The organism is Mesorhizobium sp. LNJC394B00, from assembly GCF_000502555.1.
In the GTDB taxonomy this organism is placed as follows: domain Bacteria; phylum Pseudomonadota; class Alphaproteobacteria; order Rhizobiales; family Rhizobiaceae; genus Mesorhizobium.
The window spans coordinates 316,200-334,346 of sequence record NZ_AYWH01000001.1; the positions used below are offsets into that span (position 1 = coordinate 316,200).

At 60.8% G+C, this 18,147-nt stretch carries 16 protein-coding genes; 6 read left to right on the forward strand and 10 right to left on the reverse strand.

What is annotated here, in order from left to right:
* Positions 1-17: 17 nt before the first annotated feature.
* From X751_RS1000000164665 to X751_RS161850, 4 genes are all read right to left on the reverse strand, one after another.
* Positions 18-1,133 (reverse strand): class I SAM-dependent methyltransferase, encoded by a 1,116-nt coding sequence (locus X751_RS1000000164665; protein WP_050591296.1) that lies wholly within the window; start codon positions 1,131-1,133, stop codon positions 18-20.
* A gap of 100 nt (positions 1,134-1,233) precedes the next feature.
* Positions 1,234-2,160: an NAD-dependent epimerase/dehydratase family protein gene (locus X751_RS161860; protein WP_023743695.1), complete on the reverse strand. Its 927-nt coding sequence runs from the start codon at positions 2,158-2,160 to the stop codon at positions 1,234-1,236.
* Between the two features lie 87 nt (positions 2,161-2,247).
* Positions 2,248-2,994 carry an ABC transporter ATP-binding protein gene (locus X751_RS161855; protein WP_023743696.1) on the reverse strand — a complete coding sequence of 249 codons (747 nt, stop codon included), beginning with the start codon at positions 2,992-2,994 and terminating at the stop codon, positions 2,248-2,250.
* 9 nt (positions 2,995-3,003) lie between these two features.
* Positions 3,004-3,795 (reverse strand): ABC transporter permease, encoded by a 792-nt coding sequence (locus X751_RS161850; RefSeq protein ID WP_023743697.1) that lies wholly within the window; start codon positions 3,793-3,795, stop codon positions 3,004-3,006.
* A 393-nt stretch (positions 3,796-4,188) separates the two neighbouring features.
* On the opposite strand from X751_RS161850, the gene X751_RS161845 reads away from it, so the two are divergent.
* The 3 genes from X751_RS161845 (at position 4,189) to X751_RS161835 (ending at position 7,805) form a co-directional block, all read left to right on the forward strand.
* The gene (locus X751_RS161845) at positions 4,189-6,177 is read left to right on the forward strand and encodes a nucleoside-diphosphate sugar epimerase/dehydratase (protein WP_031246843.1); all 1,989 of its coding nucleotides are present in this window, start codon (positions 4,189-4,191) and stop codon (positions 6,175-6,177) included.
* Between the two features lie 138 nt (positions 6,178-6,315).
* Positions 6,316-7,248: a glycosyltransferase family 2 protein gene (locus tag X751_RS161840; protein WP_023743699.1), complete on the forward strand. Its 933-nt coding sequence runs from the start codon at positions 6,316-6,318 to the stop codon at positions 7,246-7,248.
* A gap of 17 nt (positions 7,249-7,265) precedes the next feature.
* A complete protein-coding gene (locus X751_RS161835; protein WP_023670714.1) occupies positions 7,266-7,805 on the forward strand; it encodes a sugar transferase in 540 nt (179 codons plus the stop codon).
* Here X751_RS161835 and X751_RS161830 read toward each other — a convergent pair.
* Both X751_RS161830 and X751_RS161825 read right to left on the reverse strand, forming a co-directional pair.
* A complete protein-coding gene (locus X751_RS161830) occupies positions 7,793-8,728 on the reverse strand; it encodes an NAD-dependent epimerase/dehydratase family protein (protein ID WP_023743700.1) in 936 nt (311 codons plus the stop codon). The two genes, X751_RS161835 and X751_RS161830, sit on opposite strands and share 13 nt — an antisense overlap.
* Positions 8,725-10,017 carry an O-antigen ligase family protein gene (locus tag X751_RS161825; protein WP_031198404.1) on the reverse strand — a complete coding sequence of 431 codons (1,293 nt, stop codon included), beginning with the start codon at positions 10,015-10,017 and terminating at the stop codon, positions 8,725-8,727. The genes X751_RS161830 and X751_RS161825 overlap by 4 nt, the downstream gene beginning before the upstream one ends.
* A 414-nt stretch (positions 10,018-10,431) precedes the next feature.
* Between X751_RS161825 and cysD the strand changes: the two genes are divergently transcribed.
* The 3 genes from cysD to cysQ are packed head-to-tail and all read left to right on the forward strand — an operon-like array spanning position 10,432 to position 14,076.
* On the forward strand, positions 10,432-11,337 hold the full coding sequence (gene cysD / locus X751_RS161820) for a sulfate adenylyltransferase subunit CysD (protein ID WP_023670717.1): 906 nt from the start codon (positions 10,432-10,434) through the stop codon (positions 11,335-11,337).
* A 2-nt stretch (positions 11,338-11,339) separates the two neighbouring features.
* Complete coding sequence (gene cysN / locus X751_RS161815; protein ID WP_023684584.1) at positions 11,340-13,277, forward strand: sulfate adenylyltransferase subunit CysN; 1,938 nt, start codon at positions 11,340-11,342, stop codon at positions 13,275-13,277.
* A 10-nt stretch (positions 13,278-13,287) separates the two neighbouring features.
* Complete coding sequence (cysQ, locus tag X751_RS161810; RefSeq protein WP_031196090.1) at positions 13,288-14,076, forward strand: 3'(2'),5'-bisphosphate nucleotidase CysQ; 789 nt, start codon at positions 13,288-13,290, stop codon at positions 14,074-14,076.
* Between the two features lies 1 nt (position 14,077).
* On the opposite strand, the gene X751_RS161805 is transcribed toward cysQ, so the two are convergent.
* The 4 genes from X751_RS161805 to X751_RS161790 all read right to left on the reverse strand — a co-directional run bounded on the left by X751_RS161805 (position 14,078) and on the right by X751_RS161790 (position 18,110).
* On the reverse strand, positions 14,078-15,220 hold the full coding sequence (locus X751_RS161805) for a DegT/DnrJ/EryC1/StrS aminotransferase family protein (RefSeq protein ID WP_023743701.1): 1,143 nt from the start codon (positions 15,218-15,220) through the stop codon (positions 14,078-14,080).
* Positions 15,221-15,516: 296 nt separating this feature from the next.
* Positions 15,517-16,440 (reverse strand): carbohydrate kinase, encoded by a 924-nt coding sequence (locus tag X751_RS161800; RefSeq protein ID WP_023684582.1) that lies wholly within the window; start codon positions 16,438-16,440, stop codon positions 15,517-15,519.
* Positions 16,437-16,883, reverse strand: a complete 447-nt coding sequence (locus X751_RS161795; protein ID WP_023684581.1) for an RbsD/FucU domain-containing protein — start codon at positions 16,881-16,883, stop codon at positions 16,437-16,439. The genes X751_RS161800 and X751_RS161795 overlap by 4 nt, the downstream gene beginning before the upstream one ends.
* Positions 16,884-18,110: an ROK family transcriptional regulator gene (locus X751_RS161790; RefSeq protein ID WP_023743702.1), complete on the reverse strand. Its 1,227-nt coding sequence runs from the start codon at positions 18,108-18,110 to the stop codon at positions 16,884-16,886.
* Positions 18,111-18,147: the final 37 nt, after the last annotated feature.

The following is an 18,147-nucleotide window of genomic DNA, read 5'->3' on the forward strand; positions in this document are numbered from 1 at the left end:
CTCGCCTAATGGACGTTTCACGCTCTTTTTGAAAATACCGTCGTTGTGCCCCACGCGATTTCGAACTGCTTTTCAAGCGAGAGACGCGTAAGAGGGGGATCTTCATCTCTTTCAAACCGTTCAGCCAGCGAGAAAATCTCTCGCACCGGCATGTTCAGAAATTCCTCTCGCACTCCAGCATCAAGTCCCGAATGATAGACTCGAAGTATCTGATTTAATGTGTTTATTGGATGGTTCGAGCGGTGGATCGTTTGGCTCTCAACGTCGAGCTGCTCAAATAGCTTCGTTGCACCAGATCGAGTTGCATTAAAATAATGGGACGGATAACCGTGCTCCGCCTGTAAGAATGGGATCATCAGAAGAAGTTTGCCACCGGGCTTCAGCACCCGTACCAGTTCCCTTGCGCATTGGAAGGGGTCATCTACATGCTCGAGAACAGCCAGTGATAGTATCCCCGCGAACGAGTTATCCTTGAAGGGTAGAGATTGTCCTATCGCAAGGACGTCTGTGCTGGGATAGTCATAGATCTCTACGTTTATCACGTTTGGAACCGGGCGCTTTCTCAGGCCAGCCCCAGCATCTAGTGCAATGGCTCCACTAGGCAATCGCTTGAGGAATTCATGAATCATTCCGCCGTAGAAATGCGAAGAGACAGCATCAATTTTAGATTCGAGTTGTGGCGAAATGGGCCAGCCTTCCGGCAGCGCCGACGGTGCTACGCAGCCCTCGCATTGTTGCAAGTCACGGTTCAAGATTTGCTTCAAAATATCAAGCTTGGCAGCTTGATTGGCTCTGCAACTGTTAGCCAAAGCAATCGCCTCATCAGTTACGGCAACTGCCACGTCGGCTGCCCTCTCGCCCTCAGCCCTGAATATCAGGTCCAACGTTCCCGCTTTGTGTATCTCGTTTCGTACGAAATCCACGTAAAAAGTGAAGCCAACGCCCTGAGAAGGGTCAAGATCAGCCCTCCGGTACGTTGATAATCGAAATTTCCCTGTTCGACCGTCCAAGGTTTCATAGCCAATGGAAATTTCAGTACCAAACGGCTTCGCGATCCAACCGTTAACGGCGTCGATTGGATGTCGTAGAAGCCTATCTCTGGGCTGGTCAATTTCTACTCTGGTTAGGCCCATGAAAAAATTCCTATCGCTTCTTCAAGGAATGGAATGGCAGGCTAGAGACCGGTCTTCTTCTCAAGGGCTTTCTCGAAATACTGTGCGCGCAGCGACATTGTTATCGCCCCGTACCGCTCATGCTTGCTACTGTCTTGGCGATGCCCTCGTCAAAATCGGTTCGTGGTACCCACCCCAGAACGGAGCGCGCGCGCGAGACATCCAGACTGGCAATGTCAACGTCAGTGTTTCTGGCAGCAACGTATTCGCGCTCGAAACGGTGGCCCGTTGCTGATTCGACCGCGGCAATTATCTCGGTAACGGACCGAACCTGGCCACTGCCAATGTTCAGGATTAGGCGGGGGGTGCTCGGCAGCACAAGCGCGCTTTCTATCGCGTTGATGACATCCTCAACGTAGATATAGTCGCGACGCGCTTGGCCGTCGCCGAAAATTCGGACGGGTAGGCCTTTCTGCCAGTGGTCTAGGATGGCTGGGATCAGCCCTTGACCCTTGCGGAAGGCTTGCCCTGGACCAAAAGGATTGGCGACCCGCAGGATCACGTATTCCAGCCCTTCGAGATGTCCATGCATCTGAATGTATTTTTCCACGATGAGCTTGGTCAGTCCGTGTGAATTTATGGGGTTGGTAGCGCAGGTCTCCGGCGTAGGTATTGGCGCACCAGGGCCATAAACCGTGCCCCCAGATGAGAGAAACAAATAGCGTCTCACGCCAGCCCGCACACAGGTTTGCAGGAACTCTACATGGGGAATAACATTTTCCTGAATATCGGCGATGACGTGGTCGTTCTTGAGGCCGGGACTCGAGGTCGATATTAATTGCACAACAGAGTCGACGTCTTGCAGCGAAGAGGCCATTGCGATCGGATCACGCAGGTCGGCTTCAACAAAGTCAACCGACTTGTCAAAGGAGCGAAGGAATTCTGGGTCAAATCTTCTGGATACGGCACGAATTGCCACACCCTGTACCGCCAACCGCCGAACAAAATGACGGCCAATGAACCCGTTCGCACCGTAAACCCCAATCATGCCGCTCCAACACCTTTGCCGCAAAACCCTTTATTACTTTATCAAACTAATCCAGCCCGTCCCTGCCCCAACTCCAGCAACTTTCTGTCATGACACGACAATTTTTTCAGTTCCGGTGTGTTTGACCGGCCCTGCCGTTAGCGATTCCACGCGGCCGCTTTTGAGCGTCAGCTTTTTTGTGCACACTCTTTCGATGAGGCTCTCATTGTGGCTTGCCAGAACGATGATGCCAGCCTTTTCCGCCAATTCGTCCATGCGCCTTTGGGCCTTGTCTTGAAAAGAGGCATCACCGGCACCGATCCATTCGTCCATTAGCAGAATTTCGGGATCGAGCGCGGTTGCTGCCGAAAAGGCAAGCCGCGCGGCCATGCCCTGGCTGTAAGCCTTGAATGGCATGTCGATGAAGTCGCCGAGCTCGCTGAAAGCGATGATACTTTCCATCTTTTCCTCGATCTCGGCTTCTGTCCATCCGTTGATCAAGCCACGCAGAACGATGTTCCTGCGGCCTGTGGCTTCGCGGCGAAAGCCTATGTTGATGTTGAAAAGGGCGTCGACCTTGCCTTCTATGGCGATGTTCCCTCCGGATGGTTCATAGATTCCGTAGAGCACCTTGAGTAGTGTCGTCTTGCCCGCTCCATTTGGGCCGACCAAGCCTAATCGGTCGCCGGCCTTGAGCTGGAAACTGACGCCGTCGAGCGCCTGCACGAACTGGTTTCTGCCTGAACTCTCAATCCTGCCGCCTGGTCCGCCCATACGCCGATCCGGCGCGGAAAGCGTCAACTTTTCGTGCAGTTTGTAGACCAGACTGACGTTATCCAGCTTGATAGAAACCATCGAAAAAACTCAAATCAGGAAAACAACTTGCCTGCGATATCGGCCAAGCAGCAACAATGCAATCGCCCACATGAACAAGGAAATATAGACCGTTACGGCGAATGCGTGCATCGGAAACGCGCCGTTCGTGATCGGCTCGCGCACGATTTCCAGGAAATAGCTGAATGGATTCCAGTGGTAGGCGTATTTCTGTATGCCGTCCTGTCCGCTGTAGATCCAGAAGACAGGCGTAAAAAACATCCCGACTCGCATGATGTTGCCGACGATGAACTGGCTGTCGGGAAAAAATGCGCCGAGGAAGGCGAAGACCGTGATGACAGCTGGAGTGGCGAACAGGATCAGGAGTAGCCCTGCAAGCGACCATAGCCATGCGGGGGTAAGTCCCGAGCCGCTCAGGAGCAGAATCACGATGCAACCTGCGATCGCATAGCCCACGCGAATGACGGACTGAACCGTCATCCGCATCACGTACACAAACAGGGGCAGGGTCGTGCCCTCTATGAAGCTCTCCTCACGCTGGAAGAGGGAAACACTCAAGGAGATGATTTCCATCAGGTAGAACCAGACCATCAGGCCTATTGCGACATAGGCGGAATAGCCTGCGGCATCCTTACCGGCAGGCTGGAACACGAAAACGAATGTGCCGACGAACGCGATGTAATTGACCAGCAGCCAAAGCGGGCCAAGTGTCGTGCGTCTGTGCTGGTCGCCGATATCTTCGTGAGCAAGCGCAATCCAGACCCGATGCAGCCTCATAGCCTTGCTGATATCGTCGAGGGCGCCGTTCAGTGCCAAAATCATTGTTGGTGTCGCAATCCGTTCTTGGTCGCTTCGTATGTCCGATGGCCACATGAGGCGAGGGACATTTCATAGCCATTGCGACGAGCGTATGGCAAATGATTGCGGCTTAGTGAAGCCCAGCAATATCTTGAGCGCAACCATTAGCAATGTCTTTTGGACCTGTACAATTGTCCTGAAAGGCCACAGTTCAGCCAATTGCGATTGGTCCGGAACAGCCGCATTCACCTTTGATCACATATTCGTCAAAAACATCTGGCGATACCCCCGACTCCGCGCTATTGCGATAGCTGGGCAAGGGACTTGGAATTTGCAATCTGGAGTGGTGACGGATGATGTTCCATCCGGTGCCTGTCCGGTATTGATATACCCGCGCCTGGAGTTCAGTACTACCCAATGACATCATACGTACAAGCCGTATCGGGACTTCGGCCGAAGATGCGGCGCGCCATTATAATGATCCAGGACCTGGTCATGGTCTTGGTCGCGGTGGCGCTGAGTCTCGGGCTTTCGCAGTCGAGACTTTCATTCGATGCGCTCTCCTGGCCGGGCCTGGCGTGCTGGGTGAGCATTGTTCTTCTCAGCCATCTCTTGTTTCGCTATTGCGGCCTCTACAACACCGTGTGGCGTTTCGCCTCCACGCCGGACTTCTTCAACATCCTGAAGAGCTGCGCGATCCTGACCGTCACGCTCTATGTCGTCTCGCTGGCGGTCCGATGGTTTCAGCCGGTGACCGGCCTCAACGAGCGCCAGTTCATCGTCTTTTTCCTCGTCTCCTTCACCATCATATCGGCGCCTCGGCTCTATTACCGGTTCCTGCGCGACGGGGCGAGCTGGCGAATCCTGAGCCGCAACGCAAACAATGCGGCGATCAAACAAGCGCTGTTCGTCGGCAGGCTTGGCGAAGCAGACGTCATCATCCGCTTCACACGCACGGCCGAGCCGGCCGAATATTCCATCGCCGGCATCATGGCCATCGAGAACGGCGCGCCGTTGGGCACGCAGATACAGGGCGTTCCGGTGGTGGCCGTGCGGCCCCGCCTGGTCGAGGTCCTCGAAGAATATGCAAGAGGCACCAAAAGCCTCGACATGCTGATTTTCGGCAATGGCACCGAACGCGAGATCGAGGAATATTCGGAACTGGTCCGTGTCGCCCGTCACAGCGGTATCGCCGTCGTCCAATTCTCCGGCGTTTCGGAGCTCGGCCAAGGCGGAAAGCTGGTACTCGACGCTGTCGAGATGGAAACCATCCTGCGCCGCTCCACAGTTGCTTCCGATATTGAGCGGATCGGCGGCTTTATCGGTGGCAAGCGCGTCCTGGTCACCGGCGGCGCCGGCTCAATCGGTCGCATCCTGGTCAAGCGGTCGCTGGAACTTGGCGCCGAGGCGGTTCTGGTCGCCGATATCTCGGAGTTCGGTATTTTCCAGCTCGACCAGCAGGTTGACGAAAAGGACCATGTCCGGCTCAAGAGCCGCATCGTCGATGTCACAGACCGGCGCCAGATCACCCGCGTCGTCAGCCATTTCAAGCCCGACATCATCTTCCATGCCGCCGCGCTCAAACATGTGCCGCTGCTCGAGGAAAATTGGGAATCGGCGATCCAGACCAACATTTTGGGCACCCTCGTCTGCGCCGAGGTTGCCGCCAAATGCGGGGTGCCGCAGTTCCTGTTGATTTCCAGCGATAAGGCGGTCGATCCGACCTCGGTGCTCGGTATGACGAAACGCGCCGCCGAGCAGATCGTCTCTTCGCTGCACGAAACGCACGCCACCGGGCCCAGCGGCCGTCGCTCCGGCACCAAGTTCATCGCCGTGCGGTTCGGCAATGTCTTCGGCTCCAATGGCTCGGTCGCCACCATCTTCCAGGCGCAGATCGAGGCCGGCGGTCCGGTCACCATCACCGATCGCCGCATGACCCGCTACTTCATGACGGTGGCCGAAGCCGTCGACCTCGTCATCATGTCGGCGGCCGACGCCGAGCGGCGCCAGGGCAAGGACGACTACGCCATCTACATGCTCGACATGGGCAAGCCGGTGCCGATCCTCGAAGTCGCTGAAACCATGATCCGCATGGCCGGCAAAAGCCCCTACATCGACATTCCGATCCGTTTCACCGGGATCAGGCCGGGCGAGAAGCTTCACGAAGTGCTGCATGGCGGCAATGAGGAGATCGTCGCGCTGGATATCCCCAAGATCTTCGGCCTCAGGACCGATGTCGTGGGATGGCCCAAGGTCCAGGCGGCGCTGACATTGCTGCAGGCGGCCATGGGCGATCAGGACAAGGCCTCGGCGCTCGCCGTCATGGCCGGCCTCTATCAGGCGGAAGAGCCTCCAAGTGACGCACGCCGGGAAACCGTTGCGAAAACAGTCGGGCAAGCTGGTTAGAGCAATTCCAGGAAAAGTGTGGAGCGGTTTTCCGTCCGGGATTGCGTCAAAACAAAGAGCCTGTCCTGATCGACCGGGATTGGCTATTGAAACCGATCCGATGGCCGTTCCCAGGCGTTTGCAGATGATTTTGAACCAGTGAGCAGACAAGATCAGCGCGTGGCCGTGCTGCTGGGCACGAAAGATGGCGCGGCTTTCCTTGACGAGCAGCTCGCGTCGCTGGCTGCGCAATCGCATCCTGTTGTCGACCTCTGGGTTTCCGACGACGGTTCGACAGACGGCACTTCGGCCATTATCGGCGCCTGGCAGAGCCGCTGGTCCAAGGGCCGGTTGACCCTGTCGAATGGTCCTCGCCAAGGCTTTGCCGCCAATTTCCGCGCGATGATCATCGATCCGCGTATCGAGGCCGACTACTACGCCTTCTGCGACCAGGACGACATCTGGGAGCCGGACAGGCTGGAGAGCGCCATTGCCTGGATGCAATGGCACGATGCCGGAACGCCGCTGCTGTTTTGCTCCAGAACCGCGACCATGTCCGAAACCGGAGCAGCGCAAGGGTATTCGCCGCTGTTCCAGCATCCACCCGCATTTCGCAATGCGCTTGTGCAAAGCATTGCCGGCGGCAACACGATGATGATCAACCGCGCCGCGCGAAAGTTGCTGGCAAAGGCATCGGCAAGGACCGAGTTCGTCAGCCATGACTGGTGGACCTATCTGATCGTCACGGCTGCCGGCGGCATTGTCCGCTATGACCCGCGACCGCTGGTGCGCTACCGCCAGCATGAGGCAAACTTGGTCGGCGCCAACGTGTCGTGGAAGGCGAGGCTGTCGCGGCTGGGGCGCCTCTTCAGGGGCGAGTTCGCCGTCTGGACCGATCACAATCTGAGCGGCCTGGCGGTCAATCGCGACATCCTCACGAGGGATGCCGCCGCCTGCCTCGGCCTGTTCATCAGGGCGCGAAAGGGCGGTATCTTGCGACGCCTGCGCCTTCTCCGGAAAAGCGGCGTCTACCGGCAGACGCTGGCTGGTACACTTGGGCTCTATCTGGCCTTCATCTGGCGGCGGATCTAGAGCATGCAGACACGGCCATGAGGGAACCCAAGCGAGCTTTCGACCTGGCGGTGGCGGCGCTGCTGCTGCCACTGGCCTCGCCTTTCGTCCTGCTTGCCATGCTGGCAATCAGGACGACGTCGCCTGGACCGGCACTCTTCTCTCAAACCCGTGTCGGCCAGCACGGGGTGCCGTTTGCCTGCCACAAGCTGCGCACGATGGTTGTGGGAACGCCGTCTCTGCCCTCGCATCAGGCGCCGGCAATTTCCGTCACTGCCGTCGGCAAGGTGCTGCGGAAATTCAAGATCGACGAGCTGCCGCAGCTCTGGAACGTGCTCAAGGGTGAGATGAGCCTGGTTGGGCCGCGTCCATGCCTGCCCACGCAAACCGAATTGATCGAACGCCGCAGGCAATTGGGTGTGCTTGCCGCACTTCCGGGCATTACCGGGCTGGCACAGATGAAAGGCATCGACATGTCGGATCCGAAACTCTGCGCCGAAACGGATGCCGAATATCTCAGGGGGGCCTCGATCGGACTCGACGTCAAAATCCTGCTTGGCACAATCTACCGGACCTGACGGGCCTGTCGTGCAAGTTCCTCAATCCGGCCGAGCGTGTCGGTTTCCGGCATCCAGCCTTCCGAGATCAGCAGTGACGGGTCGCAAATCTGTGTCGCCATGGAAGCGTCGTACGCTGCTTTTCTGCCTAGCAGTGTGGCGAACAGCCTGAATGGCCAGGCCGGCACAGGAACGAGCCGGGTCGGAACGTCGTATCCGTGCCTGAATGCAGTCAAGATTTCGAACATCGCAACGGGGGAAGCATCGCCCAGGACATAGGTCGGGCGCGGTGGCGTGGGACGAGTCAAAAGATGCGCCACGGCGCCAGCCACCGCGTCGCGCGATATCAGCGAACGAACTGCGGTGAAAGCGCCTAAGGGCAATGGTAAGGCAATGGCGGCAGCCCGCATCATTCCACGCAGGTTTCCCTTCATGCCTTCGCCATAGACCGGCGGCAGGCGCAGCGCCGTGGCATCGGAGGGCCTGGACGCATAGGCTTCCAGTGTCTTGATCTCGCCTTCGCGTTTCGAGCGCCCGTAGGCGCATTGCGGGGCAGGGAGCGTCGCCTCGCTGATCGTTCCGCTGAAACCGGGACCGGCTACTGCCCGGATCGACGACAGATAGATGAAGCGCCCGCTTGTCCGCGAGGCGGCCGCGCGCGCCAGCTGCGCGGTCAGTGTCGCGTTGGCTGCCATGAAGTCGGCTTCGCTCGCCTTGCGGTCATTGTTGAGCGCCGCACAGTGGACGACATGGGTGACATCTCGCATCAGCGCCTGGAATGCCTGGGCCGGCGCGTCGAATTCCGGCAACAAAACCGCATCGCTCACGGGATCGAGCCGTTCCGGGTGGCGCGATGCCATGCGCACCCCGAACCCGGCTTCGCGCAGCTGGTTGACGACCTGCCTGCCGATGAAACCCGTCGCGCCTGTGACCAGCACTTTCACGGCCGGCTTGCCTGGGGCGCCGGGGCCGGTGCCTGTTGTTCCGGCAGCATTTGTTGCCGGCCCGATGCAAGATATGTCCCGGACACCAGGAACACCATCAGTGTGGCATCGAGGATGTCGTGGCCGACCAGAATGCCGGTCAGGCCGCCGATGAGGTAGGTGATCGCAGTGACGACAATCATCGTGGCGCCGAACCGCTCGATCGCGTCCGTGCTGGTGCGCAGCACGATGGCCGCGTTTCTCGCGGCAACGAAGAACACAGCCGCGAGCGTTACGGCTCCAAGCAGCCCGGCCTCCACCAATGCAGTCAGGAAGCCATTGTGAAAATGGCTGAAGCCCGTGGACGGCATGTGGAACTGATTGTGGAATCCATCCTTTATCAGCTCACGGCTTGCAGCAATGCCGTGACCGAAAATCGGCATGTCGTGGAAGGCGCTCAGCCCAATCTGCCAAAGTGCTGCGCGCAAGCCGAGCGCGGTCGTGTGGTCGCCCTTCGTGGCGAGCGCATCCCAGTCGCTGAACAGGAAGGCCGCGCGCTCGGAAATGATGGGGAGACCAATGACCGCGATGACGATGCCGATCGCGCCCGCAATCAGCAAAAGCCGAATGGCGTTTCTGTTGTTGAGCTTGCGACGGTTGATCAGCAGGACCGCGATGCCGGCCACCAGCATCGCCAGCCAGATGATCCGCGACCCCGAATAGACAATGTCGACCGCGCCGGCCAGTGTCGCGCAGGCCAGCAACGCCCTGTTCTTTTCGACACCCGATAAGGCGCCTGCCAGGCACATCATCATGCTGAGGCAGGCGACGGTCGCGAACACGATCGGATTGCCGGCGCCGCCTTCGGCCCGTATGCCCAGCCCGTGATATTGCACGACCGCCAGCAGCAGGGCGCCAAAACAGGCGGCGGCGCTCGCCAGCACGACGATGCGCGTCAGCGTGGTTTTCTCGGTAATGCTCCAGGTCGCGTATGAGACAGGGAAAAACAGGAAGGTGATCAGCCCTGCCAGATGCGGCGCATCCCTGGCGATCGAATTGTTGACGATGGAGGCGAGCACGCTGGCTGCGCAATAGGCATAGATGGCCACCGTCATCGCGGTCATCGGCCGGTCGATGTTGAAACGCCGTCTTTTCAGCGCAAGCAGAAGCACCGACCACAGGCCGCCGCCATTGAACAAAAAGCTGACCGCCGATCCCAGTACCGGCGGGAAAAAGAAGCACAAAATGGAGAAGGTGACGTTGATCCGTGACGGCGAAACGTGCTGCTTGATGGCGGAGATCGGGGTCAATGCTCTGGTTCACAATGCGCTGGGTCGCGTGGCGACGGACAATGTTTGGCGGCGGCATTTGCGGCATGCCGCCCGGCGCAGGTTCAGGAGCCGGTATAGCGGCTGGGTGCGGTTTTCGAAAGTGCGACGAGGTCCGGCCGGCGTTTCTTTCGGTCCAGGCAAGATTTTTCCCGGCCTTTGAATGCTATCGCTCCGTCGGGCAGGAATTTTCGGATTCTAGGCTTTTCATGGAAAATTCGTTGCCGATCGGTGTGGCCGCCGGCCTTTCCAGCGTTGTTATATCAGGTGGCGATCTGCTAGAACGCCGGCACGAACCGATAGTGTCCAGCAGTGAAGCTTGAACCGGGCGGCTGAAAAGGACGCCCGATCCATCTGATGCAAGGTCTGGATTGCACGAGAGAACGCTCACAGTCCATGAACATCGCGCTTACGCACCTGCAGCGGCTCGAGGCCGAGTCCATCCACATCTTCCGTGAGGTTGCCGCCTCCTTCTCCAAGCCGGTGATGCTCTATTCCGTCGGCAAGGATTCCTCCGTGCTGATGCATCTGGCGATGAAGGCCTTCTATCCGGCCAAGCCGCCTTTCCCCTTCCTGCATGTCGACACCACCTGGAAGTTCCGCGAGATGATCGCCTTTCGCGACCAGATGGCGCAGAAGCTCGGCTTCGACCTGCTGGTCCACGTCAATGAAGACGGCGTGCGCGACGGTATCAACCCCTTTGACCATGGCTCGAACACCCACACCCATGTCATGAAGACGGTGGCGTTGCGCCAGGCGCTCGACAAATACGGCTTTGACGCTGCCTTCGGCGGGGCTCGGCGCGACGAGGAGAAGTCGCGCGCCAAGGAGCGCATCTTTTCCTTCCGCAACGCCCAGCATGTCTGGGACCCGAAGAACCAGCGGCCGGAGATGTGGAAGATCTTCAACACCCGCATCGCGCCGGGCGAATCGATCCGCGTGTTTCCGCTGTCGAACTGGACCGAGCTCGATATCTGGCAGTACATTCTGCAGGAAAACATCCCGATCGTGCCGCTCTATTTCGCCAAGGAGCGGCCGGTGGTCGAACGCGACGGCATGCTGATCATGAAGGATGACGATCGCATGCAATTGCGCCCCGGTGAGACGATGGAGAACCGTCTGGTGCGTTTCCGCACGCTCGGCTGTTATCCGCTGACCGGCGCCATCGAATCCGACGCGGACACGCTCGAAGCCATCGTCGGCGAGATGCTGACGGCGCGCACCTCCGAGCGCCAGGGCCGCCTCATCGACCGCGATGAAGCCGGCTCGATGGAAAAGAAGAAGCGCGAGGGATATTTCTGAGCATGCGCCATATCCTGGCCAAGAGCCTCGCTCCCACCGACGGCGTGCGCGAATACATGGCGGCGCAGGAGAAGAAGTCGCTGCTGCGCTTCCTCACCTGCGGCTCGGTCGACGACGGCAAGTCGACGCTGATCGGCCGTCTTCTGTCCGACACAAAGCAGATCTTCGAGGACCAGCTCGCCGCACTCGAGCGCGATTCCCGCAAGCACGGCACCACTGGCGACGACATCGACTTCGCGCTTCTGGTCGACGGCCTCGAGGCCGAGCGCGAGCAAGGCATCACCATCGACGTCGCCTACCGCTTCTTCGCCACGCCCAAGCGCAAGTTCATCGTCGCCGACACGCCCGGCCATGAACAGTACACCCGCAACATGGCGACCGGCGCATCGACTGCCGATCTCGCCATCGTGCTGATCGATGCGCGCCAGGCTGTGCTGCGCCAGACCCGGCGCCACTCGATCATCGCTTCGCTGCTCGGCATCCGCCATATCGTGCTTGCCGTCAACAAGATCGACCTCGTCGATTTCGACCAGGCGGTGTTCGACCGTATCGTCGAGGATTACCGGCAGTTCTCGCACGAGCTCGGCTTCCAGACGATCGTGCCGATCCCGATGTCGGCCCGCTATGGCGACAATGTCACCAGCCGCTCCGGCAAGACGGCGTGGTATTCCGGCCCGTCGCTGATCGAGCATCTCGAAACTATATCGGTCGACGAGGCCGCGGTCGAACTGCCGTTCCGGTTTCCGGTGCAGTATGTCAACCGGCCCAATCTCGACTTCCGCGGCTTTGCCGGCACCATCGCGTCCGGCTCCGTCGCGCAGGGCGACGAGGTGGTGGTCGCCAAATCCGGCAAGGCCTCGCGGGTCAAGCGCATCGTCGCGCAAGGCGGCGATCTTGCCCAGGCGGTGGCCGGCCAGGCCATCACCCTTGTGCTCGATGACGAGGTCGAGGTCTCCAGAGGCAACATGCTGGTGTCGCCGGCGGCACGGCCGCAGGTCGCCGACCAGTTCGCCGCCAACATCGTCTGGTTCGACGAGGCAGCGCTGCTGCCGGGACGCTCCTATATACTGCGCACCGAGACCGACCAGACCAGCGCCACCGTCACCGACCTGAAATACCGCGTCAACGTCAACGACTTCGCTCGCGAGGCGGCGAAGTCGCTCGAGATGAACGAAGTCGGCATCTGCAACATCTCGACCCGGGCGCCGATCGCCTTCGACACCTTCGCCGACAACCGCGATACCGGCGCCTTCATCCTGATCGACCGCATCACCAATGCCACGGTCGGCGCCGGCATGATCCTGCATACCTTGCGCCGCGCCGAAAACATCCACTGGCAGTCGCTCGATGTCGGCAAGCGTGGCCGTTCCGACTTGAAGAGCCAGCGTCCCGCCGTGTTCTGGTTCACCGGCCTTTCCGGTTCGGGCAAGTCGACCATCGCCAACCTGCTCGAGAAGAAGCTGTTCGCTTCCGGGCGCCACACCTACATTCTCGACGGCGACAATGTCCGCCACGGCCTCAACCGCGATCTCGGCTTCACCGACGCCGATCGGGTCGAAAACATCCGCCGTGTCGCCGAAGTGGCAAAGCTGATGGCCGATGCCGGGCTGATCGTCATCGTCTCCTTCATTTCCCCCTTCAGCGCCGAGCGGCGCATGGCCAGGGAGTTGATGGCCGACGGCGAGTTCGTCGAAGTGTTCGTCGATACGCCGTTCGAGGAATGCGCCCGACGCGACCCGAAAGGCCTTTACGCACGGGCGCTGAATGGCGAGATCAAGAACTTCACCGGCGTCGATTCCCCGTATGAAGCTCCCGAAAATCCCGAAATCCATCTCAAGACACTCGGCAAGACGGCCGAGGAGATGGTAGAGGCTCTGGAACACTGGCTGAATGAGCGCGACATTGCCGAAGACCAATATGACAGCGGCGGCGGCATCTGACGACGAAGTGATGCTCGACGTGTTCGAGCGCCTGGCGCTCGAAGCCGGACGCGAGGTGATGCGGGTCTTCAAGGCCGGCTGCGCGGTCGACAGCAAGTCGGACTCCTCGCCGGTCACGGAAGCCGACCGCGAGAGCGAGACGATCATCCTCGCCGGCCTGCGTGCGGCCTATCCCGATATTCCCTGCGTGGCCGAGGAAGAGGTCGCCGAAGGCATTGTGCCGCCCGATCTGGATGGCGCCTTCTTCCTGATCGATCCGCTCGATGGAACGAAGGAATTCGTCAACCGCCGGACCGATTTCACCGTCAACATCGCGCTTGTCCGGCACGGCGTGCCGGAGATCGGCGTCGTCTTCGCACCGTGCAGCGGGCGGTTCTTCTCTGGACGGCCGGGCTGGGCCGAAGCAATCGAGGTCGATGGCGACTTCCGTATCGTCGGCCGCCGGCGGATTTCGGTTAGGAGGGCGGTCACGCCGCTGGCGGTCGTTGCCAGCCGCTCGCACAACACCCCGGAGACCGAAGCCTTCATCAAGGATCTCGGCGCCGCCGAGATCGTCTCGGTCGGCTCATCGCTGAAATTCTGCCTGCTCGCCGCAGCCGAAGCCGACATCTATCCGCGCTTCGGCCGCACCATGGAATGGGACACGGCGGCCGGCGACGCCGTACTGCGCGCCGCCGGCGGCATGACGCGCACGCTGGACGGCGAGCCGCTCACCTATGGCAAGCGCAAACAGAGCGACGACGAGGATTTCGCCAACCCGCATTTTATTGCGAGCGGGAAGGCGGCGGACGCGGCGTAACTTACGCCGCCGCTACATGCGCCGAGTTCGAGCCAATGTAGTTGCGGATCGTCTCGATGATGCGGTCCTGGTCGGCTTCGCTGAGATAGGGATGCATCGGCAGGCACAGGATGCGCTTCGGCAGTTCCTCCGAAACCGCAAGCCCGGTCGGCGTGCGCGGATAGTCGCGATAGGCGACCTGCTCGTGCAGCGGCTTCACATAATAGATCACCGAAGGGATGCCCTTTTCGCCGAGATGCGCCCTCAACCCGTCGCGCTTCGGCGTCTCGATGGCGTATTGCGCCCAGGCCGAGCGGCCACCGCCCAGATTGCGTGACGCCTTGACGATGTCGCCGAGACCTTCGGCGTAGCGCTTGGCCACGACCTGGCGGGCGACCATCTCGTCTTCGAGGATGGCGAGTTTCTCGATCAGGATCGCCGCCTGGATGGTGTCGAGGCGTGAATTGATGCCGACGCGGACATTGTCATACTGCGTCCCGCCCTTACCGTGGAACGCAAACGAGCGCAGCTGGTCGGCCAGCGCGTCGTCATTGGTGAACATCGCGCCGCCATCGCCGTAGCAGCCCAGCGGCTTGGCCGGATAAAAGCTGGTCGAGCCGACATGGCCGAAGGCGCCGCACATTGTGCCGTCGGCCGAACCGCCGATCGACTGCGCCGCATCCTCGATCACCAGCAGCCCTTCGCGCCTGGCAATCGCCATGATCGCCTCGTAGTTGGCGGCAAGCCCAAACAAGTCGACGGGAATGATCGCCTTCGGCTTCAGCCGGCCTTCCTTCTTGATCATGGCGATCGCCGCCTCGAGGCTGGCGATGTCGATGTTGTAGGTCTCGGCCTCGACATCGACGAACACTGGTTCGGCCTTGGCAAGCGCCACCACTTCCGCCGTCGCGGCAAAGGTGAAGCTCGGCACGAACACCGCGTCGCCGGGGCTGATACCGGCGGCAAACAGCGGCAACAGCAGCGCGTCGGTGCCGTTGGCGCAGGCCACGACATGCTTGGTGCCGATATAGGCTGCGAGCTTGTTTTCGAATTCGGTGACTTGCGGTCCGAGGATATAGCGGCCTTCCTCGACGACATTGTCGATCGCGGCCTTCAGCCGGTCGCGGATACGTTCGCGCTGCGCGCCAAGATCGATGAACTGCATGTCGGCCTCAAAACGGTGTGGTGCGGGCTGCCCCGGGGACAATGACACGCACAGAAACAACAACTTAACCGGGCCGCTGGTACCAGAGTTGGGCCGGTCTAGAAAGCCGGACCGGCCGCGGGACGGGTTGTCTAGGTGTCGCAGCCTGTTACTTCAGGCTTTCCCTGCATTGCCGCAAGATGCCGGAAATCCGGGCTTCGCCGCCTATTAATCCGGCTGATCAGTCCGTCTTTCCGGCTCGCGGAAACATAAAGTGATCGGCTGCTTGCAGCGGCTGGCGGCGGACTAAGCGTGGATCAGGCGATTTCGTGCCGCCAGGGCGGGTTGGCGCCGGCCCGCGACACGGTCACCGCCGCCGCTTTGGCGCCGAGCGCCAGCGCCTGACGGATGGCGTCCTCCGAAAGGCCGCCGATCCCGGCCTTGGTGAGCAGGCCTTGCTCGTGCAGCGAGGCCAGAATGCCGGCATTGAAAGTGTCGCCGGCGCCGACCGTGTCGACCACCTCCACCTTATGCGGCATCACCGTGACCTTGTGTTCCCTGCTGTAGCCGACGGCACCTTCGCTGCCGTGGGTAACGACGATCAGCTTCGGGCCGCGATCCAGCCAGTTGCGGATGACGTCCTCATGCGAGCCGGCCTCGCCGAACCAGTGCAGATCCTCATCCGATAGCTTCACGATGTCGGCCATCGCCATCATCGAGCGGATGCGCCGGAGGTGCTTGGCTTTGTCGGGGATGAAGTTCGGCCGGATGTTGGGGTCGAGCATCATGACGCGGCGTTCGTGCTCGCGTTTCATGAATTCTTCGTAGGCAGCACCCGCCGGGTCCGAAATCAGGCTGATGGCGCCAAACAGCATGGCTTCGATCTCGGCGCCCAGTTTCGGCAGATCCTCTGTCGTCAGCATGCGCCCGGCGGTGTTTTCGTCGTAGAAAGTGTAGGTCGCCTGGCCGTTGGTGAGCCGCACGAAGGCGAGCGTGGTCGGGCGAGGGGAGGTGTGCGCATAGGTGGAGCTGACCTTGCTTGCGCCGAGCGCCTCGCGGAACTGGCCGCCGAACAGATCCGACGACAGGCCGGAAAAGAAGCCGGCGGGCGCGCCGAGGCGGCCAAGCGCGATCGCCGTGTTGAACACCGCGCCGCCGACATAGGGCGCAAAGGCCGGCTCGCCCTGTGTCGTGGTGCGCGGCAGCATGTCGATCAGGGCTTCGCCGCAGCAGAGGATCATGATTTCTTGTTCTCCGGCGGATAGATCACGCCCTTGCGGATGATGATGTTGGCGTAGAGCCGGGGTTCGCTGGTCCCGACGATCGCATATGCCGACCGGACGCGTGCATAGAAGTCGGCGCCCGCCAGCGCAACCACCTTGCGGCCCGGCGCGCGCCTGGTGCAGATCGTTTCGATTTCATGGTGGACCGGATCGGCGACCGAGGGATCGCCTTTTACCGAGGCACGAAACAGCGCTTCCGGCACGAAGTCGTCCACCGGCAGCACGCTCAAAATGGCGTCAAGCACCGGTATGAGGTGAAGACCGTCGGCGCGGATCAGCCTGTTTGCCTGTTCTTCCGCCGGATAGTTGCCGTCGACAAGCGCGATCTCGTCGCCATGGCCCATGGCGCGCAATGTCGCCAGAAGCTCCGGACCGAGCAGCGACGGAATACCGATCAGCATTCAGGTGCTCCGGGAAATGGTGTTCGAACCGATGAGGAAGCGTTCGGACAGCGGCAGGCTGGCGCCGCCCAGCGCCCGGGCATGGATGCCGACGGTGCCTTCGCGCACCACCGGAAGCTTCAGGCCTTCGCCGTCAATGGTGCCGATCGCCTGCCTGACGGCATCGACGAGCCGGCGGCGTACGGCGAGCGGCATCCAGCCATCGATCACCGCGGCCTCGAAATCGATCACCGAGGACGCCGCGACAATGGCGTAGGCAAGCGCCTGCGAGGCGGTGGCAATCCAGTCGTCCAGATCGGCGCCGATCTCGCCCCATTCCTGCGGCGAGGTCCAGAGATAGGAGCCGTCAATGCCGCGTGCGTTAAGCGCCTTTTCCAGCATGGCGATCGAGGCGACGTCGATGAGCTGCGTCGGCTTGCCGTCTGGTCCCGGCACCGGCATCGAACCCAGCGCCCCGGCATTGCCTGTCGGTCCGCCAAAAAGCCGGCCATTGAGCACGATGCCGCCGCCGGCAAAGGCGCCGATGTAGAAATAGACGAAGTCGCGCGCGCCGCCGGTCTGGCCGAACACCAGTTCGGCGCCGCAGGCCGACGTCGCGTCATTCTGCAGATAGACCGGGAATTCGCATTGCGCCTGGATATCGGAGCGAATGTCGCGATGGCGCCATTCGTCCATGATGTCGCGTGGCGCGCCGGCGGTGTCGGCCCAGTTCCACAGTTCGAACGGCATGGCGATGCCGAGCCCGGCAATGCGCTTGTCCTGCGCAGGTGTCAGTTCGGCGCGCATCGTCGTCATGCCTGATGTCACGAACTCCACCGTCTCGCGCGGCGCCGGATAGCGGTAGGAGTGCTGCAGCATGGAACGCACAGTTCCGAGGAAATCGATCAGCACCAGTTCGGCGCTGCGGCGGCCGATCTTGAGGCCGATGAAGAAGGCGCCTTCGGGGTTCAGCGCCATCGGGATGGAGGGCTGGCCGATCTTGCCGCGCAACGGCGCCTGGCGCAGCAGCAGGCTGTCTTCCTCCAGTTCGCGCATGATGACCGAGACGGTCTGCGCTGAAAGCCCGGTCATGCGCGCAATGTCTGATTTGGCCAAGCTGCCGTGCTGGCGAACCAACGACAGCACCAGCCGCTCATTGTGGTCGCGCATGCCGCTCTGGTTGGTGCCACGGTGGAGACGGCTGGCGGCCGCCTCGGGCGAACCGTGCCTCGCAATGCCGGTCTCCACCCTTGTTCCTTCCCTTGGTTTATTCTTACTGCTTTTG